Source organism: Bacillus sp. AFS098217, assembly GCF_002551815.1.
Classification (GTDB): Bacteria; Bacillota; Bacilli; order Bacillales; family Bacillaceae_G; genus Bacillus_A.
Genome location: NZ_NVPR01000073.1, coordinates 47,645 through 69,582 on the forward strand (window position 1 = coordinate 47,645; position 21,938 = coordinate 69,582).

Below are 21,938 nucleotides of genomic sequence, written 5' to 3' on the forward strand. Positions count from 1 at the left end.
GTATAATGTACCCAAGTTAGAAAGGTAGGGAATATTTTTGAAAAAGTCATTTTACCATTATATGATGAAGCATCGTGCATCTTTAGTCAAAAACGAAATATCTGATTTAGCTGAAGCTATGTATGATGATTTAAGTTTCCCAAAACAATCAGAAGATTACGATGAAATTAGTTCGTACTTAGAACTAAGTGGATTACTGGGAAGTATGTCTATATTTGATGAAGCATGGGGGCTGTATATACAAGAAAGATAACTATCAAAACATATACAAATATATTTGTATCGGTACATCACTCTATAAAAGTGATGTATTTTTTTATGGAAAAAATTTTTCGAATATAAGCTCATGTGATAAGCGTTTTTCTATCGTTTGCATATACTGTTATCAAAATCACGGCTTTGAAAAGGAGAGATATAGATGTCCAGCAAAAAACAACCTAAATATAATGTCGGAGATATAGTCGTGATTACGCTATATGGAACCGTTGGTAAAATCACAAATATGAAAATGTTAGATGGTGTTTATGTATATGAAATTAATAATCATGATGGATATTATGTGGAACAAACCCTGCAACATGTTACAGAACAGGAAATGAAAAAAGGTGAAACAGAATGGATTGAATTACGCTATCATTTTACGTTCGGTGATCTTGTGCAAGTGACAGGTTATGATAAAGACGTCTTTCGCATTGTTGGCTTTCGTACAGAAGTATGGCGATATAAAAATGATGCGTGGGAAGATACAATATATGAGTTATCAAGAATTACAGACGGCGAGTGGCTTGAGGCTGATGAATCCGACTTAACATTACTCGCAAATGCACAAACAGCAAACGCTATTTTAAAGAAAATGAAACAAGATAAAGCTGGAATGAATAAATTAGATTTAGGAAAATTGAAGTCGATAAATAATTCGAAAAAGGTAAGTATTAAAACGAATAAGCAAGAGATTATTGATGGGTTATTAGATATTTATAATGACTATCAATTATTATATGAAACATTTCAGGATGAAGAATACAAAATTGTAATGGATGTTGTTCATAGTTATTTAGTCAAATTAACAGAGAAGAAATAGTGAACTAGAAAGTAAGAAGGAATTGAACAAAAATATATGCTGTATAAGGTATACCCACAATGATTAAAAAAATAAAAAGCCATTTAATAAGAGAGTCTGCCCATTTGTCTTCATGCATGAACTCTTCTTTTCTTTGTTCTATTTCATATTGATAGTCCATTGTTATTTCCTCCTTTGGATAGCTTGTACTACATCGTATGTTGCAACCTTAGGCAATATGACTGATACCTGTAATATAAAAAAAGAAAATCTATTTTTCTAATCTCATATACATAATTTTGAAATTCCTTCATAAAACAGAAATAAAGGAGTGATGCTCATGAAGGAAATTGAAGTCGTGATTGATACGGAAGAAATTGCGGAGTTTTTTTATGAGCAACTAATCGAAAGAGGGTATGTACCGAAACGAGAAGAAATTGAAGATCTTGCTGACATTACGTTTGAGTATTTACTAGAAAAATGTATGATTGATGAAGTATTTGAAGAAGATGAAGAGTGAAAGTAACGGCGGGATAGACTCGTCGTTTTTTTACTCTTCAAAACATAGTCCTTCTTTACAAACTTGTCACAGCACCTAGGGGGAAATTATTGGTATAATAGAAAGGAAATTTTATACAAGAGGTGAAGGGATGTTCAAAAAAATTATTGATTCTGTATTCGGAAAGAAGAGTAGACATCGTTCGTATTCAAGTAGCGATTATCGCTATAGAGGGCATTCATATTCAAGTAGCGACTATAATAAGAGACGTCCATCTCATGGTTATGGGCATCAGCACTATAAAAGAAAGCGTAAGAGTCGTAGTTTCTTTTCAAGTAGTTGATGAATTGGCGTAAGATAATAGCTTGGTTTGATAGACCACTGCGTAAGAATACAATTGTTGCACAGCGTTATAAGATTGAATCAGTAATTGGAATGGGGAGCTATGGGTTTACTTATATCGTGAACGATTTACAGACAGATGAGAATAAAGTATTAAAACAATTGAGACAAAGCAAACAAAGATATATGTCTGGCAGAAAATCATTTGCGCAGGAGCAAGAGATTTTAGCGAAGTTAGATCATCCAGCAATCCCAAGTTTATATGATCACTTCATATGGAAGAAGCAGCCATTTTTTGTAATGGAATACATGCCGGGGAAAAATTTTGAGGATTTTATTTTCTTAGATGGTCATGTATATGAAGAATATGAAGTTTTTTGTATTTTAGATAAAATATTGGAGATTGTCTCCTATTTTCATAATAAAGGTATTATTCATAGGGATTTAAGAATTCCTAATATTTTAATGGAAGAGAATCAGATTAGTATTATTGATTTTGGATTAGCGAGATTGAAGGGAGAAGTCGATGAACGAGCGTCCTCCTATGAAGGTGAACAAGCCTTTATGCGAGAGATTCATTATCGTAGCGACTTTTATGCACTTGGTCACTTTACATTGTTTTTGCTATACGCTGGTTATGAATCTAATAATATAAAAGAAAAACCGTGGTATGAAGAGTTGCAATTAGAAGAAGAAAACCGCGAAATTATTATGAGAATGCTACAAATGAAAGTTCCATATTATGAAAATATACAAGATGTTAGAAAAGATGTACGCTATGTATTAGAGAGGATGGAAGATTAATGTTTCAAAAGTTTTTAGCAAGCGTTGGAATTGGAAATGCAAAAGTGGATACAGTTCTTGAAAAAGATGAATATATGGTAGGAGAAGAAATTGCTGGTGTGGTTCAAATTACTGGAGGATCGGTTAGCCAACAAATTGAAAGCATTTACTTAATATTATCAACATCTTATGTGCGAGAAGTAGATGATAAAAAGGAGAATGTGACATTTGACTTAGAACAAGTGCGTTTAACAGAGCCTATTAGCATAGAACCGAATGCAAGAATGGAAATTCCATTTTCATTCTCGATGCCCATTGAAGCTCCACTTACTTTTGGAATGAAGACGGTTTGGATCTATACAGGTCTTGATATTAAGCGAAGTATTGATCCATGTGATCTTGACTACATTCAAGTATTACCAAATGCATTATTAAACAGCGTATTAGATAGTGTAAAACAATTGGGATTCGATCTTCGTCATGCAGAGTGCGAAGAATTGCCACATCGTTTGCGCAATCATATCCCGTTTGCGCAAGAACTTGAATTTGTACCAGTATCTGGACAGTATTATGGAGAATTAGATGAATTAGAATTATTGATTCTACCACGTGCTTATGATCGATTGGACATCATTATGGAAGTAGATAGGAAAGCGCGTGGACTGGCAGGCCTATTTTCCGAAGCGTTAGATTTAGATGAAAAAGTAATTCGTTTTACTGTGACTCGCGAAGACATTCCATCGATGCAACAAAAAATTAACAGTTATATTTCTTACTAAATCATGCATAAAAAAGAAATGGAGAGGAAAACTAAAACAACCGCTCCATTTTTTTATATTGTGAGGTTATGTATGTGAAACGATATCGACATTTATACTTGTTAAGTTGTACATTGCTCATTTGTTTTGTCGTATTATCACTTTCGTATCATACCGCTTGTATTGAGAAATTTGATGATGTTATTACACAATTTATTCAAAGTTTCCGGAACGAGTATGTAACATCGTATTTCATTTGGATGTCTTATATCGGTTCAAAAAGAATATATTTTCCATTACTCATTATAATGGTAATGTATTTTCTCATACGAAAAAAGTTGTTAAGTGCGTTATTTTTAATGATTAATTATTATGGATCTCGCTATTTTAACAACATGCTCAAGTTATGGTATGAGCGTCCAAGACCCGATGTGTCGCAACTTGTTACAGCGACTGGATATAGTTTTCCGAGCGGTCATGCGATGAATGCTACGGCATTTCTAGGGTTTGTTGCTTATGTAACCATTACTGAACATCGTATTGCATTGCACAAAAAGTTGTTGATTATTTTTATCACATGTTTCCTAGTATTTTCAATTTCTGTTAGTCGTGTCTATCTTGGTGTTCATTATCCATCTGATATATTAGCTGGATGGGCAGCAGGGGGGAGTTGGCTCATTTTATGTATTATATTTCACCAAGCATTCATCAAAAAAGAACCTATGTCGTCATAGGTTCTTTTTGCATAGGCTCAACATGAATATGAGTGTATAAAATTCCAAACTTTTGTCGTAACATATCTTCAATTTCATCAGTAATGTAATGGCTCTTGCTTACTTCCATATGAGCATCTACTTCAATGGTAATATCTACATACGTTTGATTTCCATACATACGGGCACGAATATCGACAATATGTTCAACACCTGAAACAAGCTTGACGGCTTGCGAGTATTCTTCCATTTTTTCGGGATCAATTCCATCTGTTAACATATGGGAAGCTTCTACAAAGATGTCCCATGCAGTTTTACAAATAATCAACCCTACAACTAAGGCGGCAATTGGGTCAAGTATAGGCATATTGAATTGTGATGCTAAAATACCAATCACTGCACCGATACTAACGAGTGCATCTGATAAATTATCTTTTGCAGCGGCTTCCAATGCTTTACTTTTGGTTTGCTTCGCAATTTTATTCGTATACCTATACACGCCATACATGATGACAGCACAAAATAAGGCAACCCATGCTGCTAGTACATTAGGTGCCGTTTGCTCGGGATTAAAAAACGATTGAATTGCACTTATGATAACTTCTAAACCGACCGTTGCCATAATAAAGGAAGCAACAAGTGAAGCGATTTGTTCTGCGCGTGAATGTCCATATGGATGATCTGGATCACGAGGCTTACGGGAAATTTTAAGACCAATTAAAACAGCTAAAGAGGCACCTATATCCGTTAAGTTATTTAAACCATCCGCACGTAATGCACTGGAAAGGGCAATATAGCTAATGATAATTTTCATTGATGATAAAAATATGTAAGCAATAATGCTGACAATGGCACCCTTATCAGCTTCTTTGTTAGAAAGTGAATTCATAATGATCACTCACCTTTCTATTAGGAATTTCTTTCTATAAATAGAGTATCAAACGAAACTCATGTGGGTCTATACAAACATTGTTGACGGCTTATAGCTTTTTGAGTAGGGGATAACAAAGTTTCACAAAGGAAAAATATGTTGAAAAGTACAAAGTTAGGAAAGATAAAAAAATGCCACTGAAACAATATATTTCAGTGGCATTTTTTATTTTAGTACGCTTCTAAAAACTCAGTAACTTGTTCTTCTGTTTTTGCGTTTGCGCTATGTAAGTGACCTAGTTTTTCACCGTTTTGGTATACAAGTAAGCTTGGAATTCCCATTACTTGATACTCTTCTGCAATGCTTGGGAACTCATCTTTATTAATAGAATACCATTCAAATTTTTTGAACTCTTCCATTACATCTTCGATAAAGTTGTCCATACGAACACAATCTGGGCACCATGTTGTGAAAAACTTAATTACTACTGGCTCCTCGCTTGCGATGATGTCTTTGAATTCCTTGTCAGACTTGATTTCTCTCATGTTTTTGACTCCCTTCATTGTCATACGAATTTGCTAGTATTTTTATGCAAAATCCGTATTTGCAAAATAGATTATTTGCAAAATCTTCTACCGCTTTTTCTTGTAGGCCTGGTATAACATGTGAATAGGTGTCTAATGTGATACCTACTCTTTTATGTCTTAGTCGTTCACTTACAATCTTCGGATGAATACCTTGTTTCAACATTAAAGTTGCATGGGTATGTCGAAGGTCGTGAAACTGAATATCAGGAACCTTACTTTTCTTTATAAGCTTTTTCCATAGCTGTGTCAAACTTCTGAATTTACAGGGATTACCGTTGAAGATAGGGCAAACCAAATTATAATCGTTATATTCGCTACTGTAACGTTCTTTTTCTACATTTATTCGCTCACGATGTTCTTCTAAAGCATGTAGTGTAATTTCGGGAAGTACGATTAAACGTGTCCCAATAGATGTTTTTGGTCAAATGTTATGTTCATTGAGCCAATCCCAGAAGTAATTAAAAAAATATCAATTTTGCACTGGGAAACGGTATCCCTATTACGTTAAAATAGATGCCCCTTATACATTAGAACGTAAAACAAATACAGAGATTACTACAAATATAAATATGGATCTTATTCTTTAAGCGGTTACATTTTTAAATTTAATAGAAAACCCTGCATTCTGTTGATCCAAATATACATTTCCAAATAGGGAAATATGACACCTACCACATTTAATTCGGACGGGGTATTTATCTAGCCAACTCAGTTGCAATTTAATACGAGTGATACTTTCACACACATTACATTGAAAATCATTTGTTACTATCATTAGATTCATCCTTTTTAATAGATAATTTCTTTATAGAATATATTATCATCATAATTCTTGTTCTAGATGTAACTTTAGAACAAACTTTGATTTTTTCAGTATATAAGTATACGAAAAAATATTATAATAACTGAATAAGTAAATGATTTTTAGGAGGAACTATTTTTGAAAGAGTTGGTATATTTAGACAAGGACTTTGTACATTCTTTTATTGCGCAAATAAATCATGAATTAATAGGTGCTAAAAGTAAAGAGATTCAAGAACATAGAATGGAGGCAAAGGAAAATACGCTAGGGCAGCAGTATAATGCTCTAAATCAATTTGAAGATTATCTTCTTAAAAATTCTTCATTAGTTAATTTTAATGAACAGAAAGACAGCGAAGAAGTGAATCCAGGTTCATATATTAAGTTTACTTCAAGCTTTCAACCGATAAATTTTGATGTTGTTCAAAAAATGATAAATGATAAATTTATTAAGTTTCTTTTTAATAAACTAGAAGAAGCAAAAAATGTAGAAGTACAAAATATCCTTGAACAAACATTAACACTCGAACAAAGGACTGTTTTTCTGAATGAACTCGAAAAAACATACGAGAATATGGTGAGTGTTCAAAAGAATAAGATTCATTCAGTTAAAGATATGTTGGTATATATTAAAGAGGCCATTCCATTTAGCTCGTTTATAAAGATGGATAATTGTTTAATACCAGTTAAGGAGTGCTATTTAAGTGAGAGCATCGGAGAACTCGCATTTAAATACGGATCAGAAGACACATCAGTCGAAATCACCCTAATTGGAAAAATAACAAAAAAAATAAATAAAAAAGAAATACATGCTCTTGATTATTCGAATTTAGTAGATAAGCAGCCAAATGAAATTTTAAATAAATTTTTGGGATTTCCTACAAATTTACTAGGGGGATTTGGAGTAGTAACAGCTAATAATTATATCATTTCACCAGTTGCTATGTATTTTGAATAAGGCTACATTTTTTGATTTTTTCTTCCTATGTTATAGACGTAGAAAAAGCTAGTGGGGAGAAAATGGGGAGAGAAGTACGCTTTGATGACGAAGGTTTAATTTTAAAGTTAAATGGAGCAACTGTTTTTTGCATTGAAATTATCTATAAAAATGCCATTTCGTACAATTAAAAGTGTGTTTGTAGACTATTTTGATGCTCTACAATAGATGCTTCGCATGCCTGAAACATCTATATCTTCTCTTAATATCTTTGAGGAAAGTTTTAAATATGCTGATGAATGGTGTTTTCTTTCCTATGAGAATAGAGTACCTCCCGTAATGATTGAATTAGAAGGTCAAGAAAAGTATAAGTATGTTGTTTTTGAAATTGATAATCCTGCTAAGGTAGTAGCGGATATTAGGAAACATATGAGAGATTAATATGAGCGTTAGATAAAGGGTGATACAAACTTAGTAATTGTATCACCCTTTGCATGTGACTCGTTCTATACTTTTCACGACTTATTAAAGAGAATATATGACTGCGTAAAATTTATAATTTTATATAGATGTTCTTTTATTATTTGGAGTTTTTAATTGGTACTTTCACTCTTATTTTTAGAGGGAATTGTACCGAATATTGCTCCAACTAAAGTCATAAAAATTGCACTTCCTACTGAAAATGACATAATTAAATCTCCTAGTAATAAATTGTTATAATTATATATTTTATTATATTTTGGTTTATTGATATACAGAACGCAGGGTCGGAGAAACAGGCTAGAAAACTAAACAAAAGCGTTATTTTAGTAACAAACAAATTAAAAAGGACCTGCTATTTGGGGACAGGTCCTTTTAAAAAGATGAGAGAGAACTACACAGGGAATCACCTTTATATTACCATAAATAGGATTTTAATCCTATTTATGGATGTTGAGAAATAAATTAGAAAGGTGTTAATAAAAATTTCATTTTGTAGTAAATTCGAAACTCCCTAACTTTGGATAGCTAGGGAGACGGTATAACAGCCAACGAAGGCTTATTTGTAAGATATCAAAAATTTTAAAAAATGTATCCATGTAAATTTTGGGAAAACAAAGAGTCGCTAGAAAGGTATCAAGGACTAATGAATCAGATAGAATATTTGGAATGTAGGTCAACCGATAATTTCATTGAGATGAATTACATTGTGGTAAATAGAAAGCAATCTATAGTATCCGTAAAATATCGTGCATGTGAATCTATAAAAATTGATTTAACAGCAATAGAAGAAAATTTAGGAAGAGAACATCAATCGATTATGATACCAGAAGTAAAACTAACCTTTACATACAAAGGAGGAGTTTTACGTCGTTTTTTTAATTGATGTACATATAGAAAAAGGAACTCATAAAGAATTCCTTTTCTAGTTCGTGTGTGAGTTATAAATAGATAGTAAGATAATATAATATTACATTCTAATATAAAGAATTACAACAAAAAATTTAAAATATATAGTGAGTCAGTGTAAGTACAAACAAAAGTTATTTGTGAAATCTTCAACTGCTTTCTCTCTTTAATATGAAATATATTTGATGACGTAAACCAAGCTATTGTTAGGAATTGTTACAGCCTTATAAGCATATAAGTTTATAAAATACATCTTTATGTACAAGGAGTGGGTAGAGTGAATAGAGTAGGAAAGGATGATTTTGTTTCTGGATTTGTACCAAATCATAATCATGGATCGGTGGATTATACATCTGTTGAGGCGGGGCATGTACATCAATGTCTTGATGTAACATCTCCACCAATTCCCGCACAAGAAGGTGGGCATATACATTATACTCAAGGATATGTTGTCTTTGAGGATGGACATACGCATTATTATAAGGCATACTCAGGACCTGCGATTCCTGTAGGAAATGGAATGCATGTTCACTATTATGATTTTTATACGACTGAAGATAACGGACATAAACACCGTGTTAAAGGAGTGGATCAGCCAGCTCCAGGTAATAAATAAAGTTAATGCAGAGGATGGAAACTTCCAGGTTCGTCTGGATATATAAATGATAACTTCTCAAATGAGTTTATAACCTTTGATAAAGATGGGCATTTATATGCTTTTGCGAGTAGTGCTTCTAATATAGACGGTTCATATCAATCCATAATAGCTATTGGCAATGATTATACAGAAACCGCATGTACGAAAGATAGTATACAAGTACCTAAATCGCTTAAAGCTAAATTAACAGATAGAGAAAAGAAAGAAGCACGTGATATTTTAAAAAAATAATCTTGATAAGACAGGAAGAAAGATAGATTGAATTGTGTTAATACAATTCAATAGCTTTTGAGAAAAGAGGGACAAACGTCTCTCTTTTTTATTTTCACAGAAAAGAAAGGGGTTTTTATGTCGGTTTTTCAACTTGTATTTATATAGATATAAATAGTTGTTCTTGTTGGTTAATTTATACATTAGATAAATAGTTAACCAAAAATTTCTATAAAATATATAGAAATTGAAAATTCTTACGATATAATATAATGGAAATATAAAGAATAATGATTGCAATAAGATTATTTGGAGAGGGTATGGAAAATGTTATATCAGAAACAGGCAACACAACAAACGCCAGCATATATCATTTATTTACTTGATGTTAGCGCTTCTATGAACCAAATGATGGATGCTGGAAGTGAAGAGAAACGTCGGATTGATATTGTTACGGATGCACTTTCATTAGCTATTCGCCAAATGGTATTCCGTTCGACGAAAGGAAGTCGATTATTACCACGCTATCGATTATCTATTTTAGCTTATAGCGATCAAGTATATGATTTGTTAGGTGGTGTAAAGACAATTGATGAGGTTGCTAGATTGCGACCATTAGAGAATATACAAACACAGCGACTAACAGATACAGCGAAAGCGTTTTCTGTTGTGGAAAAGTTATTACATGATGAATTGCCGAATCTTCAAGAAGGACCCGCTCCAGTTATTTGTCATATGACTGATGGAGCGTCGACTGGAGAAGATCCGGGGCCAATTGTAGAGCGAATTATGAATTTGTCTGTTCCAGACGGTAAAGTACTTGTTGAAAATATTTTTATTTCAAATGAAATTTTACAAGAGAAAATTATAGATATGAAGAAGTGGTCAGGAATTATGCCTCATACTGAAATTCAAGATGAATATGGTAAGAAATTGAAAAAATTATCATCTCCAATCCCAGAAAGTTATCGAGAAATGATGATGGAACATGGATACAAAATTGAAAAGGGAGCAATTATGATGTTGCCCGGAACAAACGCTGATTTAGTTTCTTTAGGATTTCAAATGTCGGCAGCAACTCCTGTTCGATAGGAGGGTGAAAAGGTGAAGTTACAAGTTGTCTCTCAAGTTGAAGAAACCCCCTTACAGCTAGTGAAAAATGATAATTTCATATGTAAATATGGATATTATCGTGCGAGGGAGTCGCAAGAATTACAGGAAAGTGGACAGGATTTCCTTGCTTTTCACATGAATGATTCTTCGATTACTTTTGCAGTATGTGATGGTGTTGGCATGTCTTTTTGTGGGGAATTAGCATCGGCATTTATAGGGAAGAAGCTCATGAATTGGCTATCTAATCTAAAGAATCCTTATGAGTCAAATTCTCTTCAAAAAGAGTTACACGAGCTTCTTCAAGTATGGACAAATGAAGGAATGGAGATTGTTAAGTCATTTCAATTACCAGAGAATACAGCGTGGCTTCTTGCTGAAGTACTTGAAGAAAAACGTAAACATGGAAGTGAATCTATGTTTATTTGTGGGAAAATTGAATTAGTAATGTCTGAAAATAAAGCTAGAGTATTATGTGTTATGCATGGGGACTCATCTATACACTTTCTGAAAAATGATAAACAACATACGGAATATATACAGAAAGAACGAGATACTCATAAAAGATGGTCAACATGTAAGGGGATAATTGGAGAACCAGTTGAGATTTTGTGTAAAACTGTGCCTATAAATGAAGTGAATCGCATCATTGTCCATAGTGATGGGTTACCAATACTTAAACAATATGAAGAGGCAAACTTGAAGGAAGAAATTGCACGTACGCAGGAATCTCCTACTAGTGACGATATAGCGTATTTTGATATTTCATGGTAAAACGAGGCGAGAAGGTGATAAACAATGGAAGAAATTATTGTAACCTATATTACACAATCAAACGAAGAAGTGGATATTGCAATTCCAAATGATGTGAAAACGGTACAAATTATTGAATCTATTTTACACTATGAAAAAATCGAAGAGAATCAAAGTTTGTTATATGAAATACGTGCAACGAGGGATAAGGAGGAATGGTTGTCTGTTCCACAAGATGAAACATTAAGGGATCAACATGTATGGGACGGATATTACATCATGTTGCACAAAAAAGGTGCGTTAATTCCTTCTTTAGAATTTATCAAGAACCAAGAAATAGAACAGAGACAAGTTACCGTTCAAGAAACGGGTAAAGAAGATGGTTATGTATGGAAAGTAATTGAATAAATGTTTGAGAAAAGGAAAGAGGGAAATATTGTGCAAACATCACCATATTTTCAACGTTCACCTCGCGTGAGAGTTGACATTCCGACGGGGAAAGTCGTTGTCCATGATCCACCTAATATGCCAGAAGAACCAAAGTTTTCGATAGAATCAATGCTACTTCCAGGTATTATGACAGTTTTAACAATTGTTCTTTATTTTTTTGTTATGAAGAATATGAGATCAAGTTCAAGTTTTTTACCATTTATGATGATATCTAGTATACCCGTATTAGGGACTTACATATTTACAATATTAGCATTCTTTCGTAAGAAAAAAGAACATCGCTTAATGTTAGAACAACTACAAAACAATTACTTAGAGCAATTACAAAAACACCGGATGGAGTTGGAAAATTTAAAAGTAGAACAAGCAAAATACTTAATTATAAAAAATCCAAGCCCTTTAAAAAGTATCGGCCGGATTGAAAATAGAGAAAGTAATCTTTGGGAAAGAACTCCTGAAGGAGAGGATTTTTTAGATATTCGTATTGGTACAGGAATAAGGAGCTTTTTAATAGACTTAAAAGTTCCTGAAAAACGAGGTTATGATGATAATCTATTAATTACAGAAGCACAAAATATTGCAAAGGACTTTAAATATATTACCAATGGGCACATTTCTATTTCTCTAAAAAAGCATGACGTGATAGGTGTAGTTGGGAACAAGGATGATATTTCAAACTTTATACGGATCACAACAACACAAATTATGACACATCATGCACCTAATGAAGTGAAAATAGCGGCATTTTATCATCAAAAAAACAAGGAGAATTGGAATTGGATGAGATGGTTGCCCCATGTGTGGGATGAGCAACATAATATTCGTTTTTTAGCGGATACAGAAGATACTGCCCAAAAGTTAGCAGAATCTTTGTTTATACCGCTAAATATGCGAAGAATTTTTAATTCCTCACATCAAAAGGATGTAAACGTACCACTTGTACCTATGTATATCTTCTTTTTAGAGGCTCGAGACTTTTTAGAGGAAGATCCATTATTACCGATGTTATTAAAAGAAGGACAAAGTGTTGGTGCTTCAACATTTGTGTTTGCTCAGCGTAAAGATCAGCTTCCAATGGAGTGTGATCTTATTATAAATGTAAATGAGGACGAAGGTGAAGTTTTTGAAACCTTTTCGAGCACATCTGAAGGAGAAGAGAAAACATATACACAATTTAAAGTAGATAAACTATCGTATAAAACGTGTGAGCAAGGAGCGAGGAGCCTTGCATCAATTCGTCTTAAAAGCTCAACAGCTGCTAATATTCCAAAACTTTTAACGTTTTTAGATTTATTTAACGTAAAAACAATGGAAGAGTTAGAAATCTTGAATCGCTGGGAGGAAAACCGATACCCAACAGCACTACCTGTACCGATAGGAGTGAGAGAAGGGGGGAAACCCGTTGTTTTAAATATTCACGATAAAATTGAAAAGAAAGGACATGGTCCACATGGATTGATGGCTGGCACGACAGGCTCTGGAAAGAGTGAAGTTATTCAATCTATAATTGCGTCATTGGCAGTTACCTATCATCCTCATGAAATGGCCTTTATGTTAATTGATTACAAGGGAGGAGGAATGTCTAATACATTTGCGGGATTGCCGCATGTAGTTGCTTCCATCACAAACCTTGAGGATCCTAATTTAATTGAACGAGCACGTATTTCGTTAAAAGCAGAATTAGAAAGAAGGCAAAAGCTATTCATACAGGCGGGTAACGTACAGCATTTAGATGAATATTATGAAACAAATTGGCGCGAAAAAGAGCCATTACCACATTTGTTTATTGTGATTGATGAGTTTGCACAGATGAAAAAAGAACAACCCGAATTTATGGATGAGTTAATTAGTGTAGCTGCGATTGGACGTACATTAGGTGTACACTTACTACTTGCTACACAAAAGCCATCAGGAGTTGTAAATGATAAGATTTGGAGTAATTCTCGTTTTCGTATATGTCTTCGTGTTCAAGATGATGGAGACAGCAGGGAAATGATCAAAATTCCAGATGCATCTAAAATTAATGTGCCAGGTCGTGGATATCTACAAGTTGGAAACAATGAAATTTTAGAACTTTTTCAGTCTGCATGGAGTGGTGCACCTTATAATCCAGAAGAGGAAAAAGTTGTTCAACATGTTGACTTTACAAAAATAAAGTTAAATGGTGAACGAATAAAAAGTAAAAAGCGTTTAAAACCATTGACAAATGGTCCGAAACAATTACAAGCATTAATTGACTATATTCACTTAAAGGCAGAACAAGAAAATATAAATCCGCTTCCGGGTCCATGGTTACCTCCGCTTCCGGAAACTTTACTATTGGACAGGTTTTATTCTATAACCGATTGGAATAAAAGTCAGTGGGAGATGGGAGAGCACGAGAAATATCAACCGATTGTAGGATTGATTGATGATGTTGCAAATCAGGCGCAATATCCATTGAAGTTGAATTTATTGGAAGGTCATATGAATGTATATGGTATGCCGGGTACGGGGAAAACAACATTTATTCAAACAGTTATTATGTCCCTTGCATTATCTCATTCACCAGAAGAAGTAAATTTTTATATTGTTGATTTTAGTAGAATGTTTTTAGATTTTGCTAAATTACCTCATGTAGGTGGAGTAGTACAAGAAGGTGAGTCAGAGAAAATAAAACGATTATTTGGCTTTATTAAGAAAGAGCTGTTGCATAGGAAAGAACAGTTTGCAACTCTAGGAGCAAAATCTTTTGAAACGTATAAACGTCTTTCTGGAGAAGTATTACCAGCTATGGTTATCATAATTGACGGGTATGCCCGATTTAAAAATGAGCATGAAAAAGAAAATGATTTATTAGAGCAACTTCTTCGGGAAGCAGCTACTTATGGTTTGTATTTTCATATCATGTTGAACCAAACGAGTGATATGTTTGATCGATATCGAAATAATATCTCACTAACCGTTTCGTTTGAATTACAAGATGCTTCGGAATACCAGTTCTTAGTTGGAAAGTCAAGTTTCCCATTAACTGACGTACCGCCTGGACGCGGACTTGTGAAAGGACAACCACCAGAATTATTCCAAGCTGCTTTACCTTTTGTAGGAGAAAGTGAATTTGAATACACCGCCCAGCTGAAAAAAATAATGGAGAAAATGAGAGATGCTTGGACCGGAACCGATGTAAAGCCAATTCCAATGGTACCCCAAGTGGTTTCATTGTGTAAGATGCTTGAAGATGAAGATGGACAAGGAGCTTGCATTGGAATAGAAACAAATGAAATTGAACCTCATCGTATTGTACTAGAAGAAATGAATAATATCGTTATTGCTGGCAGAATGGAGAGCGGGAAAACATCGCTTTTACAAAGCATTCTTTTATCGATGGCTAATCATTATTCATCCGAACAACTTGAAATTTATACAGTTGATTTAACTGGAAAATCAATGGGTATAGCTACTATGAATAATATACCGCATGTGAAACAATCAGTTATAGATGGACAGCAATTTACAAAAATGTTGGAAGAGTTTCTGGAAAGAGTAAATGAGCGTAAAGATATGGTTCCACAATTAGGAGAGGTAATTTCTGATTCGCCTAACAATTCGCGTATTGTAATTATGATTGATGATCTAGAGCAAGTATTAAGTTATGTATCAATGGAGTTCCAGACGAAAGGCATGTTAGAGAAATTAGTAGAGCAGGCGAGAAATAAAGGTGTGCATTTTATTGTAGCTGGTACGACTTCTAATTTAAATAGCTATGGACATGAACAGTGGTTTAGTCATATTAGGAAGAGAAGTGTCGGGTACTTATTAGGTACAACAGACAATAGTGAGTTATATTTCTTTAACGCGAGATTACATCACACTGAAATGGATCAAGAATTAGCAGCTGGTGAAGGGTATTTTATTAAGAGAAAGCCAGTGAAGGTGAAAATCGCATATGAACCGCTTAATGTGGTAGCTGAAATGATGAAATCTCTACAACATACTATAATTCAATAATTTTTAAGAGGCGAAATTAAGGGAATTTTTATATTTTTTGTAAAAAACTATTTATTTTTATGGAGAATGTAATATATAATTTTATTGTTCACAATTTTTCTAAAAACGAAAGGGGATTAAAAAGTATGCATATTAAAATTACACCAGAACAAATGAAAGACATTGCTAACCATTTCACTAGAGCATCTCAAGAAGCTCAAGCACAAATTCGTGATTTAGATAACCAAATTAACTTCTTAGGTGAAAATTGGGCAGGTAATACACAACGTAAGTTCAGAGAAGAATTCGATAATTCTAAAATTAGTATGCAAGAGTATATTCGTATTATCGAGGGGATTGCTTCTGAACTGAATCGTATTGCTAATAAATTCGAAACAGTTGATAATACATATTGATTTGCAAAGGAAGAAAAGACCAGGATTTGTGAGGGCACTGAAAAAGCTCCTTAAAAAAGAAAAAGAAGATAACTGCCTACTATATATAGAGGGTTATCTTCTTTTTGATTTCTGTATATTGATGAAAGCTCTGTTGTTTACTCAAAGTAGACACTTTTTCAGTAGCCTTGGATTTGTTCCTAGTCTTTTCTTACAATAATAAGTAAATGAGAGTAAGGGGATAGCATGGTTTTTCGACCGGAAGTAGGAGAAAGCATCATTTTAAATAGAAAACGATATCGATTTACGAAACATCCAGCTGTGTTTGGGATTGATATTCCTTATGGACAAGAAGGAAGACAAGGAATTGTATATCAATTACAAAATGATCAAACTGGTGAAAAGATTGCTTTAAAAGTTTTTAAAAATCGGTATCGAGAAGAAAAACATAAATTAGAATTTTTGAATACACTTTCAAAAATGGCAGGGTTTCAAGTGGGATCTCGGTATATTGTAACAAAAAGCGAACATGCTGAGGTGATTGAAATATCAGAGGATCTTGTAAATGCAATTGTTATGCCTTGGATTCATGGACCAACATGGGCTGATATATTACAAGAACAAAGACTTCTTGAAAAACAAGATTGTTTTAAGCTTATGAAGGCCTTTTTGAAAATATTAAAAAAAATGGAAGATGAGCAACTTGCTCATAACGATTTGTCTTCCAGCAATATTCTTATTCCATATTTAACTGAAGAACAAATGATAGATCAATACATCATTGAGTTGGTAGATATTGAGCAAATGTATGGACCTAAAATAGAGCGACCTTCCCTATTACCAGCAGGGTCAGCCGGATATGCACCAATATACTTACAAAAGGGAGTATGGCAAAAAGAAGCTGATCGCTTCTCTGGAGCTATTTTACTATCTGAAATATTAGCTTGGTGTGATGAAGATATTCGAAAGCAAAAATGGGCAGATGCAAGTTATTTTAAAGCAGAAGAAATGCAAACGTCATGTGAAAGGTATAATTTGCTGTTACACTCTTTGCAAACCAATTGGGGGACTCGAGTTACAAGTTTATTGCAGCAGGCATGGGAAAGTAATCGTTTTGAAGAATGCCCAAGTTTTACAGAGTGGCATGAAGTTTTAAGTGATTTAGAGGAAGTTATTGAACATGATAAAGAAACAAATCAGCAAGTATCAAACTCTGTTTTTTTATCGAAATGTTTGGAAATTGCACGATTATTTGAAGAAAAAGGAATGCCCCAAGCAGCTTTATATGAGTACACAGCGATTAGTAGTCTTGAACATGTAACGAAAGCTTTAAAAGAAGAGCTAAAAACACTAATAGAATTGTTGCAAGAACAGCCGCATCAAGATAATAAAAAATCCATATTACAATGTTATTTGGAATTAGCGACTCAATTGGAGCTGGAAAATCATACAAGTATGGCTTGTTTTGTTTATAAACGGATCATGCAATTTCCAAACCTTGATCAAGCACTTGTAAGTGAAATACAGCAAATCATTAAAGAATTAGAGTCTAAAGAAGAGAACGGTTCCGAACAATTAGCAGCTAGTCTACATGAAACGGTGCCAAATAGTATTTTGCAAAATAGAAAGAAGAAAAATAATCAAGTAGATTATGACATTGATGATGAGATTTTAAATGCTAAACCATCTAATCAGCCCTTAACGTTAGCTACATATGAACAAGAAACAGAACCATCTTCTTTTGTAAAGTGGTGGAGAAAGAATAAACGTAACATTATTATTGTTGGCTCCACTTTTTTGGTAATTGGAGGCGGTGGGTTTGCCTATTACTTATATTCAACAAATACAAAGTATCAAGCCTATATGGAGAATGGGCGCAAGGCATATGCAAGTAGTAACTATAAAGTAGCGGAAGAGAATGTTGTGAAAGCTCTTACGGTAAAAGAGAAGGAAGAAGCATATTTACAGCTAGCAACCATTTATATCGCAGAGGGAAAAAATAAAATAGCAATTGATTACTTAACAAAATTAGTGAAAGATCGGGAAATTGATGAAACAAATAAAGAGATGCTGTATTTATTAGCTTCTGCAAATTTACGCATTAAAAATTATAAAGAAGCAGTACCGTATTATGAAAAGGTAATAAATGAAAAAGGACAAGACATTGGAGCTTATGAAAGTGATGCAATGAGAGATCTGGCTGTTAGTCTTATGAAAATTGGAGAGTTTGAAAAAGCGGAAGATACCATCGTTAAGATGAAGACAGAAACAACCAAAGAAAAAGCAACAGTGTCTTATTTAAAAGGACAATTATGTGAAGTTACAGGACAACTAGATAAAGCGGAAAAATTTTTAAAAGAAGCAATTCAATTGGATCAAAAGAAAACGACGTATTATATTGAACTATCAAACCTATATGTTTTATGGAATAAGACGAATTTAATTGATAGTTCGAAAAAAGAAAAAAACTATCAAGAAGCAATTCAATATTTAGATTCAGCTATAACAAAAAATAAACAAGATGTTGAGTTATTAAATCAACTGGGCACCGTATATTATGAATTTGGACAGTTTTATGAAACTCGTGATGCTGGAAAAGGTGGAGAAGTGTATAAACAGGCTTTACACGTTTATAACGAATTACTGAATCTAGGAATTCGCGATAGTAACGTTCTTGTAAACTTAGGGATATTACACGATAAAACAGGGCAGGGAACAGAAGCAGATCGTTATTTTGCAGAGGCATTAGCAAAGAATGATGAAGACCCGCATGTCAATTTTATATACGGGATGTTTAAGATCAAACAGAAACAATATGAAGACGCTAGCCGTTTTTTAAAGAAAACCGTTCAAGCGAATGAAAATGAAGCAGAAGTAAAAGCTGCACAGGAAAAACTAGCGGAACTTAAAAGTAATGGTTGGATTCAATAAGTAAAGGGAGAGATACGGGAAATGGATAGTAAGACAGGGAAGAAAGTTGCCATCTCAGCTATGGCGTGTGCGTTATTAGGAACATCAGGTTATATCGTATATGATAAAGGCTTTGCAAAAGAGAATAAGGAACCAGTAAAACTTGCGAGTAATACAGAGAAAAAAGAAGATCGGATAACTGGAAATAATAATGGATTTCCTTCTATGTTTTCGAATAGCTCAGAAGAAGCAGGGAAAAAAGAAAACAAGGCTGATGGGGAAAAAGGAAAAGTAAATTTAGCTGACCTTTTGAGTAATAATAAATCCCCAATTACACCAATTGTGTATAATCCGAACGAAATACAAGTAGAAAAGAAAGAGCCTGAAATAAAATTGGATGGTAATACGAAACCGGGAGAGAACCCTATGCCGGCTGTGGTAACACCTACACCTATACCCGTGAATACGGGAGATAATAAAGGCGTGGATAATAAACCTGGTGAGATTGTAACCCCACCTATTGAAGGGGAGAAACCACCAATTGTTATACCTAATGGAAATGAGGGTCAAAATGGCGGGAACCAAGGTGGAAACAATAGCCATAATGGAGGAAATGGGAACATCGATGGAAATCAGGAAGAGAATGGCGGAAAAAATGAAGATACACCAAGCCATGAGGATGCAAGACCAGCTAAACCAAATGTCATAATAAGTATTTCTCCATATACAGGAGATAAAATGATATCTTGGTACATAAAAGAAACAAATGAAACATATAGCACGGTGTTCTTTAGTGATTTTTATGATCAGGAACAAAAAGAAGAGCAATTAAAGAATTTATCAAACAGTACGGATCAAAAAGATTTAGTATTGCTTTCGCAAACGAATACAATTTCTAGTCCAAAACTAAAAGCACAAGCGTTATTAGGAAAGCAAAATTTAGACCAAATTTTAACTAGGAAGCATTCAGATGAAAATATGTTATTCTATATTCGAAATCAAATGAATGTATTAAACAGTAATATGGCTACTGCACCAGAGCTGGATCGATTTGTTAATAATAAAGAAGAAGAAATTAAGCAGTTATCTACAGATATATTTAATGCTGCACAAATGGATGAAAATGCTTGGAGATCCAATCCTGCCAGTGCAAGTTCTTTCAATAAAGCTTTAAGTAAATATTATTTATTAACATCTTTATTAAAAGGTGTTGATCCACAGGTTGAAAAAGAGTCGAAAGAACATATCCAAAGTATGTTCGATACGATAATTGAACGTGAAGTGAAAGAAATGGCAGGAAGAGACGTACAGAAAGAATCAGCAATAAAAACAGAAAAAACAAATAAAGAGCAAACCGTGAGTCAAGAAAATAAAAAAGAACAGGCTGCAAAACAAGAAGATAAAAAGAAAGATGAGCAAGGAAAAGATATAAAAGCTGCACAATCGAGTCCAGTCGAGGATGTAATTGTGACAATAAAGGAATATATAGATAATGAGGAAAAAAGAGATTATAAGAAAGCTATTACTTTGGCTGATCAATGGATTGACTATCCGCTTCATACAGATGAACAACTGGCGCAGCTCCAAGAGCTATTAGGAAAGGCAGTAAATGCTTTAGTTATCCAATCTGATGAAGTCGCAAATCCACTAGATGCGCTTCAAAACTATCACTTCTTTACAAATGTGAATCATTTGTCAAGTGATCAAAAAAATAAAGCAAATGAACAGGCTATGGCACTTGTGTTTGAAGTAAAGGCAAATGATGCTGCTGCAGAAAATGCTTATTACGATGCGGTTATGTATATGGCAAATTCTATCCGCAATAATAATTCATCTGAGCGTGCAATGATAAATTTAGTAAATTATACAAAAATATTGCGAGGCCAGGCTGATGGAGCTTGGGATGAAATACGCGGGACATCAGATTGGAAAGAAAAAGGGGAACAAAAAGTATTTCCTGCATATCGATTAATCTCTCAACTTTCTGATATCGATAATCGGATTGGGAAAGATGAGCGGATGATTCCTCAAATACAATATGCTACTGGAAAGATGGAAGGCATTGAATTATTGACTTATGCGCTTCAAGTATATACAAAACCAAACGAAGAGTATAATGCTTTGTATTATTTCGGTCAAGCTTATGCCCGTGGTGAATATGATTTTGCTAGCTATGAAAAATTGTTAAATAAACTAATGGAAAAAGCAGAAGTTTATGAAGCAAAACAATATACAGAAGCATTAAAGTTGTATCAACTAATTTATCAAACACCAGGTTCAACAGATCAACACATGAAATATAAAAATAAAGAATCATTAAAACAACGTATTGAATATTTAAATGATTATTATATAGCAAATGAAATGTATAAGAAGTATGAACAATCGAAAAATAACGAGGAACTTGCCACAGCAATTGCGCATTTACACCGTGCAATTGTGACAGGACATCCAGATAAGAATTTACTAGGAAACTGGGCACAAACATTATTAGATAATGCAAATGCTAGTTTTAAAGCGAACCACCATGATCAAGCATATAACTATTACGCTTTCTTAGCTGATGGAAAGAATTATCCAAATATCCCATCAGATATTCGTGAAAAAGCAGTTGAAGGATTAAAACAGTACAAATAGAATGCTAGAAGTTCACCATTTTTTAGATGGTGAACTTCTAAATGAAAATGAAGGAATGTTTTATACATCAATTAAAATACTGACATAACCCCCTTTTTTTAGGTGGGAG

At 33.7% G+C, this 21,938-nt stretch carries 20 protein-coding genes and 2 pseudogenes; 18 read left to right on the forward strand and 4 right to left on the reverse strand.

The window, feature by feature from the left end:
* Positions 1-37 precede the first annotated feature (37 nt).
* Complete coding sequence (locus tag COO03_RS19020) at positions 38-253, forward strand: YozE family protein (RefSeq protein WP_097898655.1); 216 nt, start codon at positions 38-40, stop codon at positions 251-253.
* Positions 254-418: 165 nt separating this feature from the next.
* Positions 419-1,081, forward strand: a complete 663-nt coding sequence (locus COO03_RS19025; protein WP_097898656.1) for a hypothetical protein — start codon at positions 419-421, stop codon at positions 1,079-1,081.
* Positions 1,082-1,085: 4 nt separating this feature from the next.
* Here the strand turns inward: COO03_RS19025 and COO03_RS19030 are convergent, their stop codons facing one another.
* Positions 1,086-1,241: a DUF3930 family protein gene (locus tag COO03_RS19030; protein ID WP_097898657.1), complete on the reverse strand. Its 156-nt coding sequence runs from the start codon at positions 1,239-1,241 to the stop codon at positions 1,086-1,088.
* A gap of 159 nt (positions 1,242-1,400) precedes the next feature.
* Here COO03_RS19030 and COO03_RS19035 point away from each other — a divergent pair, with 159 nt between their 5' ends.
* The 5 genes from COO03_RS19035 (at position 1,401) to COO03_RS19055 (ending at position 4,176) form a co-directional block, all read left to right on the forward strand.
* A complete protein-coding gene (locus COO03_RS19035; protein WP_097898658.1) occupies positions 1,401-1,580 on the forward strand; it encodes a YozD family protein in 180 nt (59 codons plus the stop codon).
* Positions 1,581-1,710: 130 nt separating this feature from the next.
* Positions 1,711-1,902 (forward strand): hypothetical protein, encoded by a 192-nt coding sequence (locus COO03_RS19040; protein ID WP_097898659.1) that lies wholly within the window; start codon positions 1,711-1,713, stop codon positions 1,900-1,902.
* On the forward strand, positions 1,902-2,705 hold the full coding sequence (locus COO03_RS19045) for a serine/threonine protein kinase (RefSeq protein WP_097898660.1): 804 nt from the start codon (positions 1,902-1,904) through the stop codon (positions 2,703-2,705). Before COO03_RS19040 ends, COO03_RS19045 begins: the two co-directional genes overlap by 1 nt.
* Positions 2,705-3,463, forward strand: a complete 759-nt coding sequence (locus COO03_RS19050) for a sporulation protein (protein WP_097898661.1) — start codon at positions 2,705-2,707, stop codon at positions 3,461-3,463. The genes COO03_RS19045 and COO03_RS19050 overlap by 1 nt, the downstream gene beginning before the upstream one ends.
* A 74-nt stretch (positions 3,464-3,537) precedes the next feature.
* Positions 3,538-4,176, forward strand: a complete 639-nt coding sequence (locus COO03_RS19055; RefSeq protein ID WP_141523146.1) for a phosphatase PAP2 family protein — start codon at positions 3,538-3,540, stop codon at positions 4,174-4,176.
* On the opposite strand, the gene COO03_RS19060 is transcribed toward COO03_RS19055, so the two are convergent.
* From COO03_RS19060 to COO03_RS19070, 3 genes and pseudogenes are all read right to left on the reverse strand, one after another.
* Positions 4,163-5,044, reverse strand: coding sequence for a cation diffusion facilitator family transporter (locus COO03_RS19060; RefSeq protein ID WP_141523147.1), 882 nt, complete (start codon positions 5,042-5,044; stop codon positions 4,163-4,165). The genes COO03_RS19055 and COO03_RS19060 overlap by 14 nt on opposite strands.
* Before the next feature lie 212 nt (positions 5,045-5,256).
* Positions 5,257-5,571 carry a thioredoxin family protein gene (locus tag COO03_RS19065; RefSeq protein ID WP_097898664.1) on the reverse strand — a complete coding sequence of 105 codons (315 nt, stop codon included), beginning with the start codon at positions 5,569-5,571 and terminating at the stop codon, positions 5,257-5,259.
* A 55-nt stretch (positions 5,572-5,626) separates the two neighbouring features.
* A pseudogene (locus COO03_RS19070) lies at positions 5,627-5,992 on the reverse strand (tyrosine-type recombinase/integrase); the annotation flags it as partial.
* A gap of 561 nt (positions 5,993-6,553) precedes the next feature.
* On the opposite strand from COO03_RS19070, the gene COO03_RS19080 reads away from it, so the two are divergent.
* From COO03_RS19080 to COO03_RS19135, 11 genes and pseudogenes are all read left to right on the forward strand, one after another.
* Positions 6,554-7,372, forward strand: coding sequence for a DUF6414 family protein (locus tag COO03_RS19080; protein ID WP_097898666.1), 819 nt, complete (start codon positions 6,554-6,556; stop codon positions 7,370-7,372).
* Between the two features lie 62 nt (positions 7,373-7,434).
* Positions 7,435-7,792 (forward strand): annotated as a pseudogene (locus COO03_RS19085) (hypothetical protein).
* Positions 7,793-8,477: 685 nt separating this feature from the next.
* On the forward strand, positions 8,478-8,717 hold the full coding sequence (locus COO03_RS19095; protein WP_141523148.1) for a hypothetical protein: 240 nt from the start codon (positions 8,478-8,480) through the stop codon (positions 8,715-8,717).
* A 300-nt stretch (positions 8,718-9,017) separates the two neighbouring features.
* Positions 9,018-9,356 (forward strand): YmaF family protein, encoded by a 339-nt coding sequence (locus COO03_RS19100; protein ID WP_097898669.1) that lies wholly within the window; start codon positions 9,018-9,020, stop codon positions 9,354-9,356.
* A 579-nt stretch (positions 9,357-9,935) separates the two neighbouring features.
* Positions 9,936-10,700, forward strand: a complete 765-nt coding sequence (locus tag COO03_RS19105; protein WP_097898670.1) for a vWA domain-containing protein — start codon at positions 9,936-9,938, stop codon at positions 10,698-10,700.
* A gap of 12 nt (positions 10,701-10,712) precedes the next feature.
* Entirely contained in the window at positions 10,713-11,492 is a 780-nt protein-coding gene (locus tag COO03_RS19110; protein ID WP_097898671.1) for a protein phosphatase 2C domain-containing protein, read from the forward strand.
* 24 nt (positions 11,493-11,516) lie between these two features.
* Positions 11,517-11,879 (forward strand): hypothetical protein, encoded by a 363-nt coding sequence (locus COO03_RS19115; protein ID WP_097898672.1) that lies wholly within the window; start codon positions 11,517-11,519, stop codon positions 11,877-11,879.
* Positions 11,880-11,909: 30 nt separating this feature from the next.
* Entirely contained in the window at positions 11,910-15,908 is a 3,999-nt protein-coding gene (gene essC / locus COO03_RS19120; protein WP_141523149.1) for a type VII secretion protein EssC, read from the forward strand.
* A 125-nt stretch (positions 15,909-16,033) separates the two neighbouring features.
* Positions 16,034-16,303 carry a WXG100 family type VII secretion target gene (locus COO03_RS19125; protein WP_097898674.1) on the forward strand — a complete coding sequence of 90 codons (270 nt, stop codon included), beginning with the start codon at positions 16,034-16,036 and terminating at the stop codon, positions 16,301-16,303.
* 225 nt (positions 16,304-16,528) lie between these two features.
* A complete protein-coding gene (locus COO03_RS19130) occupies positions 16,529-19,213 on the forward strand; it encodes a tetratricopeptide repeat protein (protein ID WP_097898675.1) in 2,685 nt (894 codons plus the stop codon).
* A gap of 21 nt (positions 19,214-19,234) precedes the next feature.
* Positions 19,235-21,829 carry a hypothetical protein gene (locus COO03_RS19135; protein ID WP_097898676.1) on the forward strand — a complete coding sequence of 865 codons (2,595 nt, stop codon included), beginning with the start codon at positions 19,235-19,237 and terminating at the stop codon, positions 21,827-21,829.
* The last annotated feature ends 109 nt before the right edge of the window (positions 21,830-21,938 follow it).